17 protein-coding genes and 1 tRNA gene are annotated in these 22,128 nt (G+C 67.4%); 4 read left to right on the top strand and 14 right to left on the bottom strand.

Features of this window, described 5'->3' with window-relative positions; all coding sequences use genetic code 11:
• Positions 1 to 5 precede the first annotated feature (5 nt).
• Both GGR11_RS02320 and GGR11_RS02315 read left to right on the top strand, forming a co-directional pair.
• Complete coding sequence (locus GGR11_RS02320; RefSeq protein WP_183195228.1) at positions 6 to 917, top strand: class I SAM-dependent methyltransferase; 912 nt, start codon at positions 6 to 8, stop codon at positions 915 to 917.
• Complete coding sequence (locus GGR11_RS02315; protein ID WP_183195227.1) at positions 914 to 1,723, top strand: TrmH family RNA methyltransferase; 810 nt, start codon at positions 914 to 916, stop codon at positions 1,721 to 1,723. Before GGR11_RS02320 ends, GGR11_RS02315 begins: the two co-directional genes overlap by 4 nt.
• Here GGR11_RS02315 and GGR11_RS02310 read toward each other — a convergent pair.
• Positions 1,720 to 3,006 carry an MFS transporter gene (locus GGR11_RS02310; protein ID WP_183195226.1) on the bottom strand — a complete coding sequence of 429 codons (1,287 nt, stop codon included), beginning with the start codon at positions 3,004 to 3,006 and terminating at the stop codon, positions 1,720 to 1,722. The two genes, GGR11_RS02315 and GGR11_RS02310, sit on opposite strands and share 4 nt — an antisense overlap.
• 63 nt (positions 3,007 to 3,069) lie before the next feature.
• Positions 3,070 to 5,505 (bottom strand): ATP-dependent helicase HrpB, encoded by a 2,436-nt coding sequence (gene hrpB / locus GGR11_RS02305; RefSeq protein ID WP_183195225.1) that lies wholly within the window; start codon positions 5,503 to 5,505, stop codon positions 3,070 to 3,072.
• A 166-nt stretch (positions 5,506 to 5,671) separates the two neighbouring features.
• Here hrpB and GGR11_RS02300 point away from each other — a divergent pair, with 166 nt between their 5' ends.
• Positions 5,672 to 7,246 (top strand): amino acid permease, encoded by a 1,575-nt coding sequence (locus tag GGR11_RS02300; RefSeq protein ID WP_183195224.1) that lies wholly within the window; start codon positions 5,672 to 5,674, stop codon positions 7,244 to 7,246.
• 145 nt (positions 7,247 to 7,391) lie between these two features.
• On the opposite strand, the gene GGR11_RS02295 is transcribed toward GGR11_RS02300, so the two are convergent.
• From GGR11_RS02295 to GGR11_RS02285, 3 genes are all read right to left on the bottom strand, one after another.
• Positions 7,392 to 7,476 (bottom strand) — tRNA-Leu (locus tag GGR11_RS02295).
• A gap of 60 nt (positions 7,477 to 7,536) precedes the next feature.
• A complete protein-coding gene (locus GGR11_RS02290; RefSeq protein WP_183195223.1) occupies positions 7,537 to 7,905 on the bottom strand; it encodes a hypothetical protein in 369 nt (122 codons plus the stop codon).
• A gap of 82 nt (positions 7,906 to 7,987) precedes the next feature.
• The gene (locus GGR11_RS02285; protein ID WP_246331495.1) at positions 7,988 to 8,503 is read right to left on the bottom strand and encodes a Dps family protein; all 516 of its coding nucleotides are present in this window, start codon (positions 8,501 to 8,503) and stop codon (positions 7,988 to 7,990) included.
• Positions 8,504 to 8,681: 178 nt separating this feature from the next.
• Between GGR11_RS02285 and GGR11_RS02280 the strand changes: the two genes are divergently transcribed.
• Positions 8,682 to 9,197 (top strand): chemotaxis protein CheD, encoded by a 516-nt coding sequence (locus GGR11_RS02280; RefSeq protein ID WP_183195221.1) that lies wholly within the window; start codon positions 8,682 to 8,684, stop codon positions 9,195 to 9,197.
• A 93-nt stretch (positions 9,198 to 9,290) separates the two neighbouring features.
• Here GGR11_RS02280 and GGR11_RS02275 read toward each other — a convergent pair whose 3' ends face one another.
• From GGR11_RS02275 to GGR11_RS02235, 9 genes are all read right to left on the bottom strand, one after another.
• Positions 9,291 to 10,871, bottom strand: a complete 1,581-nt coding sequence (locus GGR11_RS02275) for an alkaline phosphatase D family protein (protein WP_183195220.1) — start codon at positions 10,869 to 10,871, stop codon at positions 9,291 to 9,293.
• A gap of 25 nt (positions 10,872 to 10,896) precedes the next feature.
• Positions 10,897 to 14,169 (bottom strand): TonB-dependent receptor, encoded by a 3,273-nt coding sequence (locus tag GGR11_RS02270; RefSeq protein WP_183195219.1) that lies wholly within the window; start codon positions 14,167 to 14,169, stop codon positions 10,897 to 10,899.
• 86 nt (positions 14,170 to 14,255) lie between these two features.
• Entirely contained in the window at positions 14,256 to 15,071 is an 816-nt protein-coding gene (locus GGR11_RS02265; protein ID WP_183195218.1) for a FecR family protein, read from the bottom strand.
• 52 nt (positions 15,072 to 15,123) lie between these two features.
• Complete coding sequence (locus GGR11_RS02260) at positions 15,124 to 15,786, bottom strand: sigma-70 family RNA polymerase sigma factor (protein WP_183195217.1); 663 nt, start codon at positions 15,784 to 15,786, stop codon at positions 15,124 to 15,126.
• 223 nt (positions 15,787 to 16,009) lie between these two features.
• Positions 16,010 to 16,747 (bottom strand): energy transducer TonB, encoded by a 738-nt coding sequence (locus tag GGR11_RS02255; protein ID WP_183195216.1) that lies wholly within the window; start codon positions 16,745 to 16,747, stop codon positions 16,010 to 16,012.
• Positions 16,744 to 17,352: a biliverdin-producing heme oxygenase gene (locus tag GGR11_RS02250; protein ID WP_183195215.1), complete on the bottom strand. Its 609-nt coding sequence runs from the start codon at positions 17,350 to 17,352 to the stop codon at positions 16,744 to 16,746. The genes GGR11_RS02255 and GGR11_RS02250 overlap by 4 nt, the downstream gene beginning before the upstream one ends.
• A 7-nt stretch (positions 17,353 to 17,359) precedes the next feature.
• Entirely contained in the window at positions 17,360 to 20,269 is a 2,910-nt protein-coding gene (locus GGR11_RS16855; RefSeq protein ID WP_343051108.1) for a TonB-dependent receptor, read from the bottom strand.
• 146 nt (positions 20,270 to 20,415) lie between these two features.
• Complete coding sequence (locus GGR11_RS02240; RefSeq protein ID WP_183195214.1) at positions 20,416 to 21,381, bottom strand: FecR family protein; 966 nt, start codon at positions 21,379 to 21,381, stop codon at positions 20,416 to 20,418.
• Entirely contained in the window at positions 21,378 to 21,905 is a 528-nt protein-coding gene (locus GGR11_RS02235; protein WP_281380129.1) for an RNA polymerase sigma factor, read from the bottom strand. Before GGR11_RS02235 ends, GGR11_RS02240 begins: the two co-directional genes overlap by 4 nt.
• Positions 21,906 to 22,128: the final 223 nt, after the last annotated feature.

Here is a 22,128-nt window from a genome sequence, read left to right as displayed (position 1 = left end):
GCACGATGGCGCCCCTGCTCTCCCCCACCCCCGAAACCCTCGTGACCCGCGGCTGGTCCGACTACGCCCTGCTGGACTCCGGCGACGGCAAGAAGCTGGAACGCTACGGCCGCTACACCGTGGTCCGTCCCGAGCCCCAGTGCTTCTGGTCCCCGCGCGATCCGGCCGCATTCGACAAGGCCACGGCCACCTTCGATCCCCAGCAGGAGGAGGAAGACTCCGGCCGCTGGAAGTTCGACCAGCACGGCCCCATCGACGCCTTCCCCCTGAAATGGCGCGACGTGAAATTCACCGGTCGCTTCACCCCCTTCCGCCACCTGGCCTTCTTCCCCGAACAGGCCGCCAACTGGGAATGGCTGGACAACCGCGTGGGCAAGTTCTCGCGCGAAGCCGGGCGCGCACCGAAGATCCTGAACCTCTTCGGATACACCGGCGTCGCCAGCCTGGCCGCCGCCGCCGCCGGGGCGGAAGTCACCCACGTCGACGCGTCGAAGAAGTCGGTCGCCTACGCGCGCGAAAACGCCGAACAGTCCGGCCTGTCCCAGCACCCGATCCGCTGGATCGTCGAGGACGCCCGCAAATACGTCGCCCGCGAGGTCCGTCGCGGCTCCAAATACGACGGCGTTATCCTCGACCCGCCGAAATACGGGCGCGGCCCGACCGGCGAGGTCTGGCGCCTGTTCGAGGACATGCCGGCCCTGCTGAAGGATTGCGCCTCCCTGCTGGCCGACGACGCCGACTTCCTGTTGCTGAACGCCTATGCCGCCCGGGTCTCGGGCCTGTCCCTGGCCCATCTGATGGCCGAGGCGACCCATGATCGCGGCGGTCGCATCGACTGGGGCGAACTGGCCCTGTCCGAAGACGGCCCGGACGCCCGCGCCATCGGCCTGTCCTTCTTCGCCCGGTGGAGCCGATGAGCGCCCGAGACGAATATCGCGTCATCACCTCCCTGACGAACGACACGATCAAGAGCGTCCGCGCCCTGCATATGCGCAAGGAACGCGACCTGACCGGCGCCTTCCTGGCCGAAGGACTGAAGTTCATCGGCGAGGCCCTGGACCTGGGCCGCGCGCCGCGCATGCTGCTGGTCGGCGAGGAAGCCCGCCCCCACCCCCTGCTGGACCGGGCCAAGGCCGAGACGCGCAAGGCCGGGGGCGACATCATCATCGTCACCCACGCCATTCTCGAAAAGATCAGCCGTCGCGACAATCCGCAGACCGTGCTGGGCGTGTTCGACCAGGCCTATGCCCCGCTGGACAGCCTGGATCCGGCCTCGGCGCCCTGCTGGGTGGCCCTGGAACAGGTGCGCGATCCCGGCAATCTGGGCACCATCATCCGCACCGCCGACGCGGCCGGGTGCGGCGGCGTCATCCTGATCGGGGACTGCGTCGATCCCTATTCGGTCGAGGCCGTGCGCGCGACCATGGGCTCGGTCTTCGCTGTCTCGATCACCAAGACCGACCCGGAGGCCTTCCTGGCCTGGCGCAAGACCTGGCCCGGCAGCGTAGTCGGCACCCGCCTGGACGCGACGGTCAGCCACCGCTCGGCGGTGATGCGCAAGCCGTCGCTGATCCTGATGGGCAATGAGCAGGCCGGACTGACCGACCAACTGGCCGCCGCCTGCGACGTCAACGTCAAGATCCCGATGCGCGGCCGGGCCGACAGCCTGAACCTGGCCATCGCCACGGGCATCATGGTCTACGCCGCCACGGACGAGGCCTAGAGTTCCGTCTCCGGGCTGACCCGTCCCATGCCCCACAGGGCCAGGATGGTCACCACCGCCGACAGGGCCAGATAGCCGCCCACCGCCGCCAGCCCATAGTTCCGTGCCAGCCAGGTCGCCAGATAGGGCGCCAGCGACGCCCCCACGATCCCGGCCAGATTGAAGGCCATCGACGCCCCCGTATAGCGGACCGTCGTCGGGAAAGGCCGCGCCATCGCCGCGCCGATGGGGCCATAGGTGCAGCCCATCAGCCCGAACCCCAGGGCGAAGAAGATCAGCAGGCCCGTCAGGCCCGCGCCGAACAAGGGTGCGAACAGGGCGCCGAACAGGCCGATGCCCACCGACGACGCGATCAACACCTTCACCTGCCCATACCTGTCCGCCAGCAGGGCCGTCACCGGTATGAAGGCGGCGAAGAACAGCACCCCGATCAGCTGGATCGGCAGGATGTCCGCCCGCTCATATCCCATGCCCGTCGTGGCCCAGCCCAGGGCGAAGACGGTCATCAGATAGAACAGCGAGAAGGTCGTCACCCCGCTGAACGTCCCCAGGAACAGCGCCATCTTGTGATGGGCGAACAGGGTCACGGCCGGCGCCTTGACCCGCTCGTTGCGATCCACCGCCTTCTGGAACTCCGGGGTCTCGGTGATCTTCAACCGCACCCACAGACCGACGAACACCAAAAGGGCGCTGGCCAGGAAGGGAAGACGCCACCCCCAGGCCTCGAATTGAGCCTCGCTCATGGTCGAGGTCAGCACGATGAAGGAGGCGGTCGATAGAATGAAGCCGATCGGCGCGCCCAGCTGCGGGAACATGCCGAACCAGGCCTTCTTTCCTGGCGGGGCGTTCTCGGTGGCCAGCAGCACGGCCCCGCCCCATTCTCCGCCCAGGCCCAGCCCCTGTCCGAACCGGCACAGGGCCAGCAACAACGGCGCGATGATCCCGACGGAGGCATGGGTCGGCAGCAGGCCGATGGCCACGGTCGACACGCCCATGGTCATCAGGGCCGCGACCAGCGTCGCCTTGCGCCCCACCCGGTCCCCGAAATGGCCGAAGGCCAGGGCGCCGACCGGCCGCGCGAAGAAGGCGATGGAGAAGGTGGCGAAGGACGACAGCATGGCCGTCGTCGGATCGGCGCCGGGGAAGAACAGGCGCGGAAACACCAACACCGCCGCCGTGGCGTAGATGTAGAAGTCGTAGAATTCGATCGTGGTGCCGATCAGGCTGGCGAAAAGAACCCGCCCCTTCCGGGCGGTCGGCGAAACAATCTTTGCGTCAGACACGGTGAAATCCTGCTTGGAAGCAAAGCCAATGCTTTGCCCGTCCCGCGCGGTCAAGTCCGGCGCTCAGGTCCCGCGCGGCTTGACCCGGTTGGTCGGCTGGGCCTCGGCCGGGTTCTCGGGCCAGGGATGGCGCGGATAGCGACCCCGCATATCCGACCGCACCGCCGCCCAGGAGCCGGCCCAGAAACCCGGCAAGTCCTTCGTCACCTGAACGGGTCGCCGCGCCGGCGACAGCAGCGACAGGGTCAGGGGAACCCGCCCGCCTCCGACGGTCGGATGGGTGACGACTCCGAACAGTTCCTGCACCCGGATCTCGACTCGCGGCCCGCCTTCGGCGCCATAGTCTATCCCCGCCGACCCCAGGGGCGTGTCCAGCCGACTGGGCGCCAGCTCATCCAGCTTGCGCTGCAGATCCCAGGGGATCAGCCCCCGCAGGGCCTCGGCCAATCGACCGTCGCTGATCGTTTCCAGCGACTTCGCCCCATCCAACACCGGCCACAGCCAGTCCGCCCTGGCCTCCAGCAGGGCGGAGTCCGAAACATCCGGCCAGCTCGGATCCAGCGCGTGCAAAAAGGCCAGCCGCGCCCGCAGCCCCGTCGCCTGTTCACCCCAACGCAGGGCGCCCAGCCCCTCGGCCTCGATCTCGGCGCGCAGGGCCGCCGTCATGGTCTTGGCGTCGGGCGCCCCGATCACCTTTTCATCCAGCACCAGGGCCCCGATGCGGCGCGCGCGTCGGATCACCATCCGGCCGGACGGCTCCTTGACCAGCCGATCCTCGATCTCGATCAACCGACCCAGGTCCGCCTCGATCCGCGTCCCGTCCAGCGCCGCCGCCAGCCGCACCCGGTCGCGCGCCTCGCCGCCGCCCAACTCCGCCACCGCCAGCCAGGATTCTCGCGCCAGATGATCGGTCGCGTCCAGCACGGCCCCGCGCCCGCTGGCCAGCAACAGTTCGCCCGTCTTGCCGCGCGCCTTGGCGATCCGTTCGGGAAAGGCCTCGGCCAGCAACAGGCCCGGCTCGACGGCTTCACCCTTGCCGCCGCCCGCCGCCTTCGCCCACCGGTCGGCCAGTTTCAGCGCATCCCGCGCCCGGGGCGACCGATCCCGTTCCAGCCCGACCAGACGATCCGCCAGATCCACGCCCGACCCGCCCAGGCCCGGTTCGCTCAGCACCGCCGCGATCCGCGCCCCGGTCATGGCGTCCCCCGCGTCCGATGCGACAGCCACCATATGGGCCAGGCGCGGCGACAGGGGGATGCGCGTCAGCCGCCGCCCATGCGCCGACAGCCCGCCGTCCGCATCCAGCGCCCCCAAACGCGTCAATACCTTGCGCGCCTCCGCCATGGCCCCGGCCGGCGGCGGGTCCAGCAGCGCCAGTCCCTCGACCGACCGCGCACCCCACCGCGCCAGGTCCAGCGCCAGACCGGTCAGGTCCGCCTCCTGGATCTCCGGGCGCTGATGCGGGACCAGACCCCGTGTCTGTTCCTCGTCCCACAGGCGATAGCAGACGCCGGGCTCGGTCCGTCCTGCCCGTCCCCGCCGCTGTTCGGCCGACGACCGGCTGACCCGCACCGTCGCCAACCGCGTCAGGCCGCTGGACGGTTCGAACCGGGGCACGCGCGACAGACCGCCGTCCAGCACCACCCGCACCCCGTCGATGGTCAGACTGGTCTCCGCCACCGAAGTCGCCAGCACCAGTTTGCGCCGCCCCGCCGCCGCCGGCTCAATGGCCCGATCCTGTTCCGCCCGGTCCAGACCGCCGTACAGCGGCGCCACATCGACGTTCGGCAGCCGCAGTCGCTCATTGACCAGTCGCGCCACTCGGTGAATCTCGCCCTGCCCCGGCAGGAAGGCCAGCACCGACCCCGTCTCTTCGCCCAGGGCGGTCAGACAGGCCCGCGCCATCGCCTCCTCGAACCGCTCAGCCGGATTGCGCCCCAGATAGCGGGTCTCGACCGGATAGGCCCGACCCTCCGCCTCGATCACCGGCGCGCCGTTCAGCAGACGCGACACCCCCGCCACGTCCAGGGTCGCCGACATGACCAGCAGCCGCAGATCCTCGCGCAGCACCCCTTGCGTCTCCCGCGCCAGGGCCAGGCCCAGATCCGCGTCCAGGCTACGCTCGTGGAATTCGTCGAACAGGACGGCGCCGACGCCCTCAAGCCCCGGATCGTCCAGGATCATCCGGGTGAAGACCCCCTCGGTGATCACCTCGATTCGCGTCTGAGGCCCGATCCGGCTTTGCAGCCGGGTGCGATAGCCGACGGTCCCGCCCGCCGTCTCCCCCAGGGTGCTGGCCATCCGGTCCGCCGCCGCCCGTGCGGCGATACGGCGCGGCTCCAGCACCAGGATCCTCCCGCCGCCCAGCCAGGGCTGATCCAGCAGAGCCAGGGGCACCACCGTGGTCTTGCCCGCCCCCGGCGGCGCGGCCAGCACCGCCGTATTTCCGGCCGCGAGGACGGCTTTTAGCGGTTCGAGGACGGCGTGGATCGGCAACATCACCCGCCTCTAACCCGATGCGCCCCCGATGCGCCACCGATGCGCCGTGATCACGAAAGCGTCGTGAGGGCTTTACCGCCTCGTCATGCGCGTTGCGCGCCATTCGATCCGCCGCTAGCGTCCGCCCAACGCGGCCGAGGGGCCGCTGTAAACGTGGGGGTATTCTATGTGGCGCGTTAAGTCGCTCGACGCGATTCTGGCCACGGCCGAGAAGAAGTCGCTTCATCGGTCGCTCGGACCTATTCAACTGACCTTGCTGGGCATCGGCGCCATCATCGGCACCGGCATCTTCGTGCTGACGGCCGCCGCCTCGCAAAAGGCCGGCCCCGGCATGATGGTCAGCTTCGTCATCGCCGGCGCCGTCTGCGCCGTCGCGGCGCTCTGCTATTCGGAACTGGCGGCCATGGCCCCGGTGTCCGGCTCGGCCTATACCTATACCTACGCCGTCATGGGCGAGCTTCTGGCCTGGTGCGTGGGCTGGGCCCTGATCCTGGAATACGCCGTCGCGGCTGCGGCCGTCTCGGTCGGCTGGTCGGGCTATGTCCTCGGACTGATAGAACAGGGGCTCGGGTTCGATTTCCCTGACCTCCTATCCGCCGGACCGACCTGGGCCATGAACGGCTTCATTCCGATGCCCGACTTTTCGGCGGGGATCGTCAACATCCCGGCCATCGTCGTGGCCCTGCTGGTCACCGGCCTGCTGATGCTGGGCACGACGGAATCAGCCCGGGTCAACGCGGTCCTGGTCCTGATCAAGGTCGCCGCCCTGACCGTCTTCATCGTCATCACCCTGCCGGTGATCAAGACGGCCAACCTGTCGCCCTTCGCCCCCAACGGGCTGTTCGGCGCGTCTTCCGGCATGGGAATCGTCGGCGCCGCCGCCTCGATCTTCTTCGCCTATGTCGGCTTCGACGCCGTCTCGACGGCGGCTGAAGAGACCAAGAACCCGCAACGCAACGTACCGATCGGTCTGATCGGCTCGCTGGCCATCTGCACGGTCTTCTATCTTCTGGTCGCGCTTGGTGCGGCCGGCGCCATCGGCGCACAGCCGGTGCTCGGCGCCGCCGGCGAAGCCGTCCAACCCGGTTCGCCCGCCTTCGTCGCCGCCTGCGCCCTGCCGGCCAACGCCGAAGCCCTGGTCTGCTCCAACGAGGCCCTGGCCCACGTCCTGCGCGTGATCGGTCATCCCCAGATCGGCAACGCCCTCGGCACCGCCGCCCTGCTGGCCCTCCCCTCGGTCATCCTGATGATGATCTACGGCCAGACCCGTATCTTCTTCGTCATGGCGCGCGACGGCCTGCTGCCGGAAGGCCTGACCAAGATGCACCCCAAGTGGAAGACGCCCTATATCGTCACCGCCTTCACAGGCATCGCCGTGGCCATCGGCGCCGCCCTGTTCCCGGTCGGCAAACTGGCGGACATCTCGAACTCCGGCACCCTGTTCGCCTTCTTCATGGTGTCGATCGCGGTGCTGATCTTGCGGGTCAAGGAACCGAACCGCAAACGTCCGTTCCGGACGCCGCTGATCTGGGTCTTCGCGCCCCTGTCGGCCTTCGGTTGCGCCTTCCTGTTCTGGAACCTGCCGCACGACGCCAAGATGGTGCTGCCGATCTGGGGCGGCTTCGGCCTGTTGATCTATTTCCTGTATGGCTATCGCAAGAGCCACCTGGGCCGTGGCCTGATCGAGGTCCACGAGACCGACAGCGACCTGCCGCCGCCGCCTGTCCCGCCGATCAACTGAGACACGCGCTGATGTCCTCAGGCAGGCCAACCAAAACGGCCATAAGTCATGAGGGCGACCAGCCCAAAACCGGCCTCAAGTAGCCCGCGAGGGCGATAGGCCAAAACAAGAAAAGGCCCCGGAGCGATCCGGGGCCTTTTTGCTTTGGTGCGGATGAGAGGACTCGAACCTCCACGCCTTGCGGCGCTGGAACCTAAATCCAGTGCGTCTACCAGTTCCGCCACATCCGCCTGGGCAGGTCGTGGGCTCTAGAGGGCCGCGCGTCGCCTGACAAGAGCCTCCCGCAGCCTTCAGCGGCGTCCGGCGACCAGTTCGTTACGGATCGTCCGGCCCAGGGGATCGCGAGCCTGCCAGCTTTGACCTATGTCGGCCTCGACCATACGGCTACAGAAGCGGGGCAGAATCTGGCGTGGCCTGAACCCGGTCAAACAGATCTTGTCGCCCTCCCGGCTCCAGCGCGCGCTCAACTGACGCCCGTCCGAGAACTGGGACAGATAGCGGCCGTCCGGCTCAAAAAAATGCTTCACCCACTGGCCGTTGGGATAGTGAGACACGATGGTGTTGCCAAAGGCCTCCGCCATATCGGCCCGCGCCGGGGCCGTAGAGGCGACGACGACGCCCAGCGCCAGGCCGCAACCGATCAGGACCGTCCGCATCATCCCCTCCGCGTCTTTCCGACCAAATATTACCGATCGTTAAAACTTTGCAAGCCGGTGGGTTCCGGACGGTCCGTCCGTCGGATCAGACGTTGCCGCGGCGGCTCGATTCGAACAGGAACCAGACGCGCTTCTCGCTCTCGTCGATCCAGTTCTCCAACAGGCTGGCGGTCGCGACGTCGTTGTGCTCGTCGCAAAGATCGTGGACCTCGCGCATACGCCCGACCAGGTCGTTGTTGTCGTCACGCAGTTCGGCCAGCATGTCGAGCGAATCCACGAACTCGGCGTCATTGTCGAGAACGCGCGATTCGCGGGCGATCTGACCGACGGAGCGCAGAGTGGTCCCGCCGATCTTGCGCGCCCGTTCGGCGATCAGATCGGTCATGGCCAGGATCTCGGCCGATTGTTCGTCCAGCATCAGGTGATAGTCGCGGAAATGCGGGCCGGACACGTGCCAGTGGAAATTCTTGGTCTTGATATAGAGAGCGAAGACATCCGCCAGCAGGGTCGTCAGAGCGGCGGAAATATCCCGCGTCGCGGCCTCCGACAGGCTCGTGGGGGTTTTCAACGGCGCCAGACGTTTCTCGTGGGCGGTGGCCATGGTCATTCTCCTCAGCTGAAGCACCGCTTAGCTAGGGAGCGTGAGGTCTCCGCGAAAGTCCCGGCGCCCTTCATTTTTACCGTTGCGTACATTGTACGTATACCAATGTTCTCCACAGTCGAAACTTACGACTTCAGACACGACCCCGGACTGGGTCCAAATCCCGGCTCAGATCGTCATGAGATACAATATTTGCAATCGCACCTGGGACCAGGGCGAGCGGCCCGTCCACCTTACTTCCATATCGCAGGGCCAATACAGCATCAGCGACGACCCGGACGCGGTGATCACGACGGTCCTCGGCTCGTGTGTCGCAGCCTGTATTCGCGATCCCAAGCGAGGCGTGGGCGGCATGAACCATTTCGTTCTCCCCGAATCTCCGACGCCGCTTTCGGAACAGGACGACCCGTCGCGCTACGGCTCCTACCTCATGCAGCGTCTGGTCGACGGCCTGCTGGAAGCCGGAGCGAATCCGCACCGTCTCGAAGCCATGGTGTTCGGCGGCGCCAGTCCCGGCGATTCGTTCTACAATGTGGGGGCGCACAATGTGGCCTTTGCCGAGGGTTTCCTCGCTGACCGGGGCATAGAGATCGTCGATTCGATCTGCGGCGGGCGTTCAGGATGCAAGGTGGAATACTGGCCGGCGTCCGGCAAACTGATCCATACGCCTCTGGGGCAAGACAGAAAGGCCTAAGCCGCCGCTCATCAAGCTTCGCTTGGCTCAGCCCCTAGTCAGGAGCTGGTCCAGAGCTCGGCGAAATGTCCGGCGCCCAGGCCTGCGACGCCCTCACCCCAGGGCGGGACGATCCGGCTCTACCGAAAAGCGGGCCAGGGTGCTTATGGCGCCCCCCGGTTTCTGGATCTGGTCCATCACCTTGAGTTCGGTGCGCCATTCGTTCGCGGCGATGTCGAACAGCTGGTAGCCGCGCTGGGCGTTGACGAGGCGCATATGCGGGCTACCCGCGAGGATGGCGCGCGTTCCCTCGGTTTCGGCAGCGCCGTCGCCGCCCGAGGCGATCGAGGTGGCGAGAAACTCGACCGCTGCGGCCGGGCCATCCGGCTCGTCGTCGCGCACCGGCACGGACCCCACGGCGTGGATGTGGGCGTCGCCCGACGCCACGACGACATTGGTGAGGTTCAGGTCGGTGATGGTCTTCACCAGTCGCGCCCGGGCGTCAGGATAGCCGCCCCAGGTGTCGCCCGCGTCGGCGCGGATTTCCCCGTTCGGCATCAGGCGCCGCACCGGCATGACGAAGACCTGCTGGGCGATCAGGTTCCAGCGCGCCGAATTCCGCAGGCTGTCGGCCAACCAGGCCTCCTGCCCCGCGCCCAGCATGGTGTCAGGGGCGCCCGGCGCACGGCAATTCGTTTGGTCCGGCGTCTCGCAGGGCTGGTCGCTGCGGTACGAGCGGGTGTCCAGAACATGCATCCGAACCAGTTGTCCGTAGTCCAGCCGCCGATGCATGGTCAGGCCTTGCAGGCCCGGCGCCTGGGCGCGTCGCACTGGCATATGCTCGTACCAGGCCTGCATGGCTGAGACGCGGCGCAGGATGAAAACCTCCGGCGGCGTGCCGTCCTGATCGAAATCCGAGGCCCAGTTGTTGTCGACCTCATGATCGTCGAAGGAGACGATGAAGGCCGCTGCCGCATGGGCCGCCTGCAAGTCCGGGTCCATCTTGTACTGGGCGTAGCGGCGCCGGTAATCGTCCAGGCTGTAGACCTCGCCGCCGACGTGGCGGCGGTCGGCCGGGCGCCCCTCGCGATCCAGGATGAGCGGCGCATTGGCGGCTGGGCCGCCCTCGTAGATGTAGTCGCCATAGTGGAAGACGGCGTCGAGATCGTCCTCCTGGCTCAGATGACGCCAGGCGTCGAACCAGCCGGCCTGATGGTGCTGGCATCCCGCCACGGCCAGACGCACCCGGTCGGGCGTATCCATGGCGGCGGGGGCGGTCCGCGCCATGCCGACCGGGCTGGCGTCGCCGCCCTCAAGCCGGAAGCGGTACCAGTAGGGACGGCGCGGGCTCAGGCCCTCGACCTCCACATGAACGCTGTGGGCCAGTTCCGGCCGGGCCGTCGCCTCGCCCCCGCGCACGACGCGGGCGAACCGGCTGTCCTCGGAAACCTCCCATGTCACCGCCACAGGCCGCATCGGCATGCCGCCGTGTTCGTCGAGCGGCCGCGGAGCCAGGCGCGTCCAGATGACGAAGCCGTCCGGCGCCGGATCCCCGGCCGCCACGCCGAGCCCAAAGGGATAGTCTCCGAGCCGCAGCCCGGCCGCCGAACGCCCGGGAAAGCCGACGGCGGACGCCAGGACAAGACCCGCGCCTCCGGCGATCAGTCCCCGCCGATGCACTCCGTTTCTCACCATGTCGCCTGTTCCCTGGAAGCGTTCATCAGAAGACGAACCGGAGGCCGAGGCTGCCGCTGGCCCCGTATTCGCGGTAGTCTCCGGCGTGGACGGGGACCGGCCCGTTCGGCGTCTCGACGCCCGGAAGCATGATGTGCGTCGGCTCGTTGAGCAGATTGCGGACCGAGAAGAAGGCGCTGAGTCCCCGACGGAGGGCGTAGGAGCCGGACAGGTTCATGGCCGTGCGGGCCTCGATCCAGGAGCCCGTCGATACGCTGTTGAGCTTGTCGCCCGTCCAGGCGGTGTTCAGGTTCAGCCTGACCGGCCCCTGCTGGTAAGCCAGCGACAGGCTGGCGAAATTCTCGGCCGACCCCGCGATGGGCGTTTCCGGAACGGTATGGGTGAAGGAGCCGCGCACGGTCAGGCCGTTCCACAGGCCGGGCAGATAGGTCAGGCTGTGGTTGAACTCGAACTCATAGCCCTCGATGCTGATGGCGTCGCCGCTGACGCGCGTCGTGGTGCGGAAGGTGTAGCCTTGGTACTCCGAGCCGGTGTAGCCGAACTCTTCCGCGGTCAGGTCCTCGGTCTGGAACAGTCCCTTGACCTCGTTACGATAATAGTTGACCGCGACCAGGCCGACCGGCTCAAAATATTTGTCCAGGCGGACGGACAGATTGTCCGAAATCTCCGGCTCCAGACCAGGATTGGGGGCCGTGACGATCATCAGCTCGTCGTCGACCGACCAGACGCCGGCCAGAACATTGACCTGCGGACGGCGGATGGTCCGGCTGTAACCCAACTGCAGGTCGATGCTGTCGCTGATCGCGTACTTCATTGAGGCGCTGGGGAAGAGGTGGTCGTACTTGCCTTCCCGCTCGACCCGCGGCTGGCTCTCGAACTGATACTTCAGGCCGTCGATCGTGGTGGCGCGGCCCGTCGATGTCGATACGGCGTAGCCGGCGGCGCGCACCTCGTCCGCGCCGAGGGGATCGAACTCCCGCGACCGCGTCCGGGTCTCTTCCCAGCGCAGGCCCGCCCGCACATTGAGCCGATCGTTCACCTTCGACGTCGCCATCAGATAGGCGGCGTTGGAATCCTCCTCGAAATGGCGGACGTTGGCGATATAGGCGGTGTAATAATCGGCCGCCGTCAGGACGTGCTCGAACTGCTCGGGATTGCTGGAGAACAGGGCTCCGATCTTGTAGTTGCTGGGCATGTACAGGGCATTTGACCCTGAGAGCGACGTGTAACCGACACCCATTTCGTTGAAGTTCAACACGTTCGCGCTGGCGGTCTGGGTCAGGAACTCAACCGTGCTCAGCGGCCCGACATAGCGATACTGATGCGCCGCGCGTTCATTGCCGAAGTCGTAGATTGATCGCTTGGCCTTGAGCCCGGCCTTGAGGGTGATCGCCCCCGCCGGGGTGGTGAAATCGCGGCTCAGGTTGAGCGCCCCGCTCGACAGTTCGGTGCGGGCGTAGCGGCCGTCTTCGGCGTTGAACCTCAGGGTCGTTCCGGCGAAGCTGGCCGGGTTGGCCCAGTCCGGGCCGCTGACCTGCTCTATGGTGAATCGCGTGCTCTCCATGTCCGGACGCGAGGCGTGGAAATTGCCGGTCGAGGCCGGCGAGGTCACATAACTGTAGACGGCGCCCTCGCCCAGCGGGTCGTAGGTGCTGCTGGAATCCGAGTACGACAGGTTGCCGTCGATGACGAAATCATCCCCGGTGTACTCGAAGCTGGGGACGAAGGTTGAGCCTTCGCCGCGCTTGGCTATGATGTTCGAACCGGCGGATATCCCCGCCGCGTTGGCCGGTTTCCGGGTGGTGAAGTCGAGCCCCGCGTCTCCGACGACGCCGTAGGTGCGCGCGCCCGTGGTGAAGCTGTAGGCGCGCTGGCCCGACCACAGATAGGCGTCGTTGTAGATGCTGCTCAGGGACAGGATCAGCCGGTCCGTCGCCCTCCAGTCCAGGGTCAACGAACCGGCGAAGCGCGAGACCTCCTGGGCGCGCATGCCCACCCAGATGCTGGTCATCGCCATCGGGTCGGGGCTGGCGGCCGTCGGCGCATAGGAGCGCGGATAATAGGCCTGCTCCATCTCCGTATAGGTGTTGGACTGGCTGACCGACGCCACAACGCCCAGTCGGCGATTGAAGAAGACGTCGGAATACTCGATCTGGCCGCTGGGCATGAGACGCGCGTCATGCTCACCCTCGCCCGGTCCGACGATCCGGTCGTTCCACATGTCGGAATGGGTATTGGCCGACAACGACCCCGAAATCCGCCGCCCTCTCCGGTCGAACGCCCGTTTGGTGCGAAGATTGATGGTGCCCGCCGGGGCGTTGGCGTCGACGTCGGCGCTGACCGTCTTGGATATTTCGATGGAATCGACGCTGCTCAGGGAGACCTGTTCGAAGCTGAAGGCGCGCGACTCGGTCGAGCCGGCGTTGGCGTCCGCCGCCGCCATGCTCACCCCGTTGACGGTGATCGAGGCGTATTCGGGCGGCAGGCCGCGCAGACGAATATAGCGGACGGTGTCGTCGCCCTCTCCTTCGGCGTCGACGCCGGGCATGTAGCGAATGAACTCGCCGACATTGCCTTCATCGATCGAACCGAAGGACTCCGACGACAGGCTGTTCTTGATGTCCATCGACTGGCGCTGGCTCATGATGGCGCGCGCGTCGCCGTCGCGCGACGAGGCGGTCACCACCACCTCGGCCAGGGTCGTCGCCTCGGTCTCGCCGGCCCGAAAGACGGCCAACTCCAGACGCGCCACCTCGCCGGAACGGATGACGACGGAGGCGGTCCGGTCGGCGTAGCCGGTGAAGCTGACGGTCGCCTCGGTCTCGCCGGCGGGGAGCCCTGACAGGCGAAATTCGCCGCGCTCGCCCGTCACGATCGTACGGTGTTCGCCCGAGGCGTCGCGAATGCGAACCGTGGCGTTGGGCATGTACTGGCCCGACGCCGGATCCAGCACCCGGCCGGTCAGGACGCCCGGCGCGCCCGCCGACCGCTGAGTGCGCAGGGTGATGACGCCGCCTTCGTTCATCGCGACCCGAAGGGGCGTGCCAGCGATGAGCCGCGACAATGCCGTGTTGACGTCAAACTCTCCGCTGACCCCCTGTGAGCGGACGCCTTCCAGGTCCCGGGCCGGAGCGATCACCTGGACGCGGGCCTGCCGCGCGAACTCGGGAATGGCCCTGACCGCCGGCTGCGGCGGAATGTTGAAGGTCCGGGTCTGGGCGGACGCCTGGGAGGCGACACACAGGACCAGCGCAGCGGCGCCGCACGACAACAGACTACGGTTCGAATACATGGCCATCCCCGATGCGCCCCACGGCGCTTTCAGGGAGGAAGAGGTTCCCGTCCGAGGGCTCCGCCATGCGTCACGAAACTTTCGTCGCGACTTTACCGAACTATCACCAAGGCCTCCCGCCGGGGCTCGACGCTGGCGCCCAAGGCGAGCGCCGCCGCGCGAGTGAAACCGGCCGGATCGTTCGCGGCGAACAGGCCCGTGATCGGTTCGCTGGCCAGCGCCGGATCGGGAATAACGATTCGCGGTCCGCCGTAGCGGGCGAACTGGGCCGCCGCCTCGGCAAGGGTTTCGCCTTCGAAGGCGAGTTTGCCCTCGCGCCACGCCAGGCCGCGGTCGACGTCGTGTCCAGCGACGGGCGTCACGCGCGCGCCGCCATCCTTTTCCAGGGTCACCCGGGCGTTCGCCCCCACCACCTGGCTCGCACCATTCATCTCGAGGCGCAGGGCCCCGGTCTGAACCGTGACCTCCGATCGGCTCGCGTCCAGGCGGTGGACCGTGAAGGCGCCGCCGTCAGCCCGAATGGCGCGATCGTCGATCTTGACGACGAACGGGCGCTCCGGGTCGCGCGCAACCGAGAAATAGGCCTCTCCGCGGGTCACCAGGATTTCGCGCCTGAGGCTGTTGAAACGAACGACAGCGCGGCTGTCGGTGTTCAACGTCAGGGTCGAACCATCGGCCAGCGGCACCAGCCTGATCTCCCCCACCCCGGTGGCGTGCGCCTCTCCCGCCCACATCAGGGACGTGAGCACCCCGCCCGCTGCGAGGGACGCGGCGGCCGCACCACCGAGGACGAGAAAGCGCCGACGCGAGGGCTCCGCTTGCCCGGGAGAATGGTCCCTTGCCTCGAACCCGGCCCCCAGCGCGCCCGCGGACCCGATTTCCAGCATGACCGCTTCGGCGCGCAGCAAGGCGCCCGCGGCGCGCGGGTCGCCGGCGATCCAGGCGTCCAGGGCCGCGCGATCAGTCGCGGACAGGGCGTCCCTGTCGCGACGCGCCGCCCAGGCGGCCGCCTGGTCGTCGATCTGTTGGCTGGTCGACTGTTCGCCCATGCGGAGCGCCTGTGGTTGCATTCAAATTGGAAGAGACGTGGGATGGAGGGATTCCGCCACCCGTGCGCCAGGCGACGAGCAGACGGATCGCCCTGGCGATATGTTTTTCGACGGTGTTCTCGGACAATCCCATACGCCGGGCGATCTCCCGTTGCGACAGGTCGTGAACCCTCCGCAGGATCAAAGCTCGCCGGGCCTGGGGCGGCAGCGTCGCGATCACCTGCGCCAGGTGTCGCAACGTGTCCCGCTCCGTACAGGCCTGCTCTGGTGAAGGCCGGTCGTCCGGCAAGAAGTCGTCCTCCATCTCCTCCAGCGCCTGAAACGACACGATGCGCGCGCGTCGGACATGGCGAACGACCAGCGAACGGGCCGTCTGAAACAGATACGCCTTGGGATGCCGGATATCGTCGAACCGCTCGCGCGCGGCCACGAGGCTATAGGTTTCCTGGATCACGTCATCGACCTCAAGCCCCGGCAACCGCCGGGCCGACAACCAGGCTCTCAGCGCCGGCTCATGAGGCAGGACAGAGCGCAGAAACCAGCGCGTCTTGTCTTCATCGAAATGGCGGTTCACGGCGCCGCTTCCTCCGGCGCGGTGTCCGCTCCCTATCGCCCAAGCTTGGCGGTTTTATTGCCGTTGAGCGACAGCGACATGAACATCAAGACCCTAAAAATGATCGTTCATTGGCAATCGCAAGACAGCCGGGGTTATGGACCAGTTCGACCGACGCCACAGTCGGCGCCGTCGCAACTGAACCGTCGGGTCGGCCTCCTCGCCGGCGGCTGGGGGCTGCCGCTCAGCGCGACAGGAAGAACTCGACCGGGGTCGTGAGCTCGATCGTGGCGCCTGCGATTTCAGGCGGGGGTGCGGGCAGAGGTTGGGCCCGCGCCAGCATGGCGAGGGCCTCGCGGTCGAGCAGGGCGCGGCCGGAACTGCGTTCAATCCTCGAGGCCAGGACGCGGCCGGCGCGATCCATCGTGAAACGCACATGGACCACGCCCTCCTGACGCAGGCGCTGGGCGCCGGGCGGATAGCGCTTCTTGCTGTCCAGATGGGCCAGAAGGCGGGCTTTCCAGTCTTGAGGCGCGGTCGAGGCGCTGGGCGAAGGCGGCGCAGGGCGCGAGACGGGGGCCGTGGTGGCGGGCGCCGGCGTCTGGCGTTCGGCTGCGCGCGGCACGGGAGGCGCGACCGGGATGGCCACGGCTTCGGGCGCCTCGGCGTGAACGCGTAACGGGACTGGCGGGCGTGGGAGGGGGCGGCTGGACGCGGCCTGGATCTGTTTGGGACCATCGACCTGTTCGGATGGCGGTCGGGGCGGTGCGGCGTTGCTGCGGACCAGCGCCACGACGATCACGGGCGGCTCCTCCAGAGGCATGGGCGCCGGGACGACGAAATGGATCAGAAGCAGCAGGGGCGCGGCGTGAAGGGCCAGGGCGGCGGCCAGGGCCAGGGCGCGACGCGCGCGCGCCTTGGGACGTCGGGGGGCAAGGCCCCCGACGTCGTTCAGGATCGTGGCGCGCGGCGCGGCTGTCATGCCGGGTCGGCGGCTCCATGCCGAAAGCCGACATCGACCAGGCCGCGCACGCGGGTAAAGGCGGCCGAGGCGCCGGCCAAGACGCGGGCCTCTTCCTCGTCTGTCAGATCGGGGGCGTCGAGGGCGGCGGTGAAGCTGCGCCAGTGGTTGGCGCGCCCTTCGGGCGAGGCGGCCAGATGGCGAGCGCCGAATTGGGCCGACAGGCCCAGGGCCGCCGCCGCCTTGATCAGGAAGGCGGCGCCCAGATTCGACCCTTCGGCGACGTAGAGCCAACCCAGGGCCGTCGGCAGATCCACCGCTTCGCCGGCCACGAAGCGCGGGGCCGGCGTTTCATCGGCCGGTGCGGCGCCCAGATCGGCGAGATCGGCCTTCACCTGTTCGTAGCGGCGACGTCCGGACAGATCCGGGAACAGGGCCGCCAGTTCCGGCGCCGCGTACAGGGCGGCGATGTCGCGGTGGAACGTCTGCTGGATGCGCAGGAACTCGGCATAGGTCTCGCGGCTGCTGAACGGCTTGGCGGCCATGATGGCCTTGTCCAGACCTTCGTGCACGCCATGGCTGGCGGCCTTCAGACGTTTCGCGCGGCTTGTTTCGACTTGGATCATGACGGCCTCAGTAACGATAGGTCAGGGCGAGGCGAACGGTGCGGCCGGGCGCGGGCATGACGCCCAGAGCCAGAGGGTCGAGGTAGTATTCGTCCATCACATTGTCGATGTTGAGGTCCAGCGCCGTCTGGTCCGTAACCTTCAGGCTTGCGAAGGCGTCATAGACGGTCGTCTCAAGATACAGTTGCTGGATCGCCGACAGGCCGACGTTCCAGGCCTTGTCCAGCTTGCTGATCGGACCCGAGTTGTGGACCGCCCGACCGCCGAGGGTCAGGCGATCGTCGAACAGGTGCGCGCCCAGGGTCAGGTTCAGATTGAAGCGCGGCGGGTTCTGGGTGTTTGTGTAGGCGCCGACGAAGCCGCCGTCGACGCAGTCGGGCGTGGCCATCAGTTCGGCGTTCTTGCGGCTGGCGCCATAGGCGCGGCGTTCGGCGGCGATGTCGGGCGCGCAGGTCTTGGCCTCGAAATAATAGTGGGCCGACAGGTCGCCGAAGACGACGCCGTTGTCGTAGTTCGACTGGAGTTCGACGCCCGACACCTTGAACGCGTCGATATTGCGGATCAGGCCTGCCGAAATGCTGCGGTAGTCGCGGGTGATCAGATCGTCGATCACGGTGTTGAAATAGGCGACCTTGAAGGCGGTGCGGTCGCCGCCGGTAAGCAGGTCGCGGCGGATGGCGCTGGCGCCGACTTCCCATGTTCGGGCGCGCTCAGGCTTCATGCCCTCGGTCGGACGCGCGGCGCTGAACAGGCCAAGGGTGGTCTCGAACAGGCTCGGCAGCTTCACACCCTCGGCGTATTTCACATAGACGAGGGTGTCTTCGTCGAAGTGGTAGGTGACGCTGCCGGTCGGCATGAAGGCGTCGTCGGTGCGCCGGATGGGGTCGGACCAGGTCCAGGTGGCCGGGACCTTGAGATCTTCGGGCGCGTCGGCGTCGTAGAAGTTCCAGCCGACGATATCGGCCACCGTGCCGTGTTCGTAGGGCGAGGCCAGCAGCGAGGCCTTGGTGAACTGGCCGTTGGCGTCGGGATACCAGTTCAGCAGGGCGATCCGTTTCGCCAGGTAGGCGGGGCGGCTCGGGTCGCCGTTCAGCAGTTCGGTATAGCGATACTGACCGATCACCTCGTAGGTGGCGGGCGTGGCCAGGCGGTTGCGGTCCTTGACCTCGACACGGTTGAAGCGCCCGCCGGCCATCAGTTCCCAGTGTGTGTCGGGCTCCCACTTCACCGAGGCGACGGCGCTGTATTCCTGACGTTCGGCGTTGCGCAGGAAGCGGTTGTTGACCAGGTCGTCGTGCATGATCGGCGAGTTCGGACCGGGAGCGATGTCCTCGTCGCTGAAGGACAGGCCATAGTTCAGGGTGAACTTGCCTGCGCCGATGAACAGGAGAGAGGTATTGGTGATGTCGCCGCCGAACCGCTTCTGGGTCAGCTCGTTGCGATAGGCTTCCTTGTAACCGGGGTCGGTGTTGAAGGCGGGGCCGTCGTACCATTCGGTGCGGCGGTCATAGTACCAGGGGGTGATGCCGGTCAGGCCGTTGTACATCAGGCTGTCGGCGTGGGTGTACCAGGCGTTGATCTTGAGATCGACCAGGTCGCCCTGGGGCTTGTATCGGTAGCGCAGACTATAGGCGTCCATATCGACGGTCCCCAGGTCCCATTGCGGCACCTGGTCGCGATCTACGCGGATGATCTGCGAGGCCATGATCTCGCCCTGCTCGCCCTGATAGCGGCGATAGCCGGCCTCCAGCGTCTGCGCCTCGGTGATGCGCCACGTCCCCTTCAGCAGCAGGGATTCCGACTGGGACGAGGTATTGAAAACCTCCGCATTCGTGGGGTTCAGCGTCGCCAGAACCCGTCGTCCCTGGGGGAAGTCGTTGTAGTTCCGATGGCCGGAGAAATAGTTGCCCGTGTCGCGCCAGGCGTAGGCGGCGACCAGGTCGAACCGATCCCAGCGTCCTGCGCCGGCGATGTTGAAGAATTGCCCGCCCGGACGGGTCAGGTCGCCCCGGTCGGTCCGCGACTTGTCGCTATAGGCCGGGAGGCTGCGGGCGCTGGCGTCGGACACGCCGGTGCGGACACGCAGGCCCAGGTCGCGGCCTTCGCTCAGGACGTCGTCGACGTTCAGCGTCTCCATCACCACCACGCCGCCGATGCCGCCAGAGGCGTTGGCCTCCAGGCTGGGGCCCTTGTTGATGGTGATGCTGGAGATCAGATCGGGATCCAGATAGGTCCGTTGCGACTGACCGGCATAGCCGCGGTAGGCGTCCATGGTCGACTGGCCGCCGTCGATGATGATCGGCACCCGGCTCTGGCCCTGAATGCCGCGGATATTGACGTCCAGGGCGTTGGCGACGCGCGGGTCGCCGGCGGTCACGCCCGCCACGCCCTTGATGATGTCGGCGGTCGAGGCGCCGCGAAACCGTTCGATGGCGTCACGCGCGATATAGGCGCTGGATCCGGTCGTGCGGTAGGGCGCTTCCACAGGATCGCCCGCCTCGCCGGCGCCGGTGGCGCTGAGCCCGCCTGCGCCGCCTTCGGTCGCGCCCTGCACCCTGATCGGGCCCAGGGCGAGGGTTCCGTCGGCGACGGCGGGGGCGGCGGAAAGGGTCGCCGTGCGGCCCGACAGACGATAGGTCACGCCGGTGCCCGACAGCAGACGCGACAGACCCTCTGATGTCCCGTAACGCCCCTGCAGTCCGCGTGTCGAAACGCCGCGTGTCAGGCCGGCGTCGTAGGCCATTTCGATATCAGCCTGGCGGGCGAAGGCGGCCAGGGCCGGCGACAGGGGGCCGGCCGGTATGTCGAACTGCGTCGCTGCAGACTGCGCTTGGGCGACCGGTGCGAGGATGATGGTCGGAACCACGGCGGCCGTCGCCATGAGGAAGAGACGCAGGGCCCCCAGTTCGTGTCTCACCCTGGTCAATTTCGCCTCTCGTGGCGCGCTCCGCGCCGGTCCGGTTGGTTCGCAAGTCATGCGAATGAGAATGGTTCTCTTTAGATAGACGCGCCAGGAGGCCGAACCGGGACTACCCGAATTCAGAAAAAATCCTGGAGATTCGCTCAGCCGTGGATGATCACCGCGCCGCCGGGCAGGCGCGTGGCGCGAACACCCAGGGTCTGTTCCAATCGCGCGAGAGTGCGGGACGGCTGATCGATCCGGAAGGCGCCGCTGACGTGACGGTTTCGAACGGCGCGCCCAAACACCGTGATCGGCGTCGGCGAGTAGCGGGCGATCTCCTCGACCACCTCGGCCAGGGGGCGATCTTCGAACACCAGCCAGCCCTGGGTCCAGGCGTCGACGTCCGGCGACGACGGCGTTGGGGCGGACGGCGCCTGATTCGGACGGTAGGTCGAGGTCATGTTCTCGGGCGTCGTCACCGATCCCGAGCGGGTCGCGACCCGGACCGCGTGTTCGGTCACCGAGACCTGGGTCATGGCGGCGCGACGGCGAACGACGAACCGCGTGCCCAGGGCTGTGGCGGAGCCGCCGCCGGCCTCGACCGTGAAGGGCCGGCGGGCGTCGGGCGCGACGGTGAACGCGGCCTCGCCGCGCAGCAGTCGGACCGTGCGACGGTCGGGCGTATAGGCCAGCTCGATGGCGCTGTCAGTGTTCACCTGCACGACCGAGCCGTCGTCCAGCCTCAACGTCCTTTGTTCGCCCGGCCGGGTGAGCACGTCGGCGTGCAGACGGGTCGGAACGTCCAGCATCATGCAGGCCAGAACCACGGCGGCCGCCAGCCCGGTTGCGATCGGTAGTCCTGACCGGCCGATGCGCGGAATCGATGTGCGTCGCGAACGCCGTTCCGACCTCGCGCGCCATGCGGGCACGGCGGGGTGAGCCGCTTGGCCCATGTCCCGCCAAAGGGATTGCGCGCGTGCGAAGGCGCGGGCGTTCGCCGGCGTTTTCAGCCAGGTCTTCAGCCGCTCCTCGCCGACGGCGTCCAGCAGGCCGCCGTCCTGCTCAGCCAGCCAGCGTGCGGCCTCCCGGTCTATGGGGGCGACGTGTCTGGGCGCTCGCGACATCATCCCGCCTCCCGTTCCGCCAGTCGCGTTTGGCAGTGGTGCAAGGCGTGGCGGACGTGTTTGGCTACGGCGTTCGGCGTGATGCCCAACCGTTCGGCGACCTCGGCCGGCGACAGCTCCTCGATACGCCGCAGCAGGAAGACCTCGCGGCAACGCGGCGGCAACTCGTCGATGGCTTCCGCCAGGAGGTCCAGCCTTTGCCGATGTATGATCCGGGCCTCGGTCGTGGGGGCGGCGTCGATCACGCCGGGATCCTCGATCTGGCCCTCGAAGAGGACCGCGCCACGCTTGCGGCGGCGCATCTGGTCCGAGGTCAGGTTGAGGGCCAATCGATAGAGATAGGCGCGCTTGTCCTGGATCGCCGCAGGGTCGGCGATCCGTTGCACACGCAGCCACAGGGTCTGGGCGATGTCCTCGGCCAAGCTGGAGTCGCCCAGAATACGTCGCGCCAGCCGCACCAGCGACGGGCGTTCGATCATCAGCAATTGCGCGAAACTCTGCCCCGGCTGTGAGTCTGACTGTGCCATTGTCCAGCGCGATACACGCCCTGCGAATTGTTCGCAACAGCGTGAGAGGCGGGGGGCGAACTCGCCCTGCCAAGGCGACGTGGCCCCGTCTCTCATCCAGCCCTAACGAGAGTCCTTTGGCGCCCTGGGCTGGGCGCTCAAGCGCGTACAGAAAGTCGCACGCCGCTACGTGACCGGTAAAGCCGTCGGAATGGGCCCAGAACAAAAGCGAACTGTAAAACCC

Source organism: Brevundimonas mediterranea (genome assembly GCF_014196125.1).
In the GTDB taxonomy this organism is placed as follows: domain Bacteria; phylum Pseudomonadota; class Alphaproteobacteria; order Caulobacterales; family Caulobacteraceae; genus Brevundimonas; species Brevundimonas mediterranea.
This window is presented reverse-complemented; position numbering and strand designations above follow the sequence as displayed.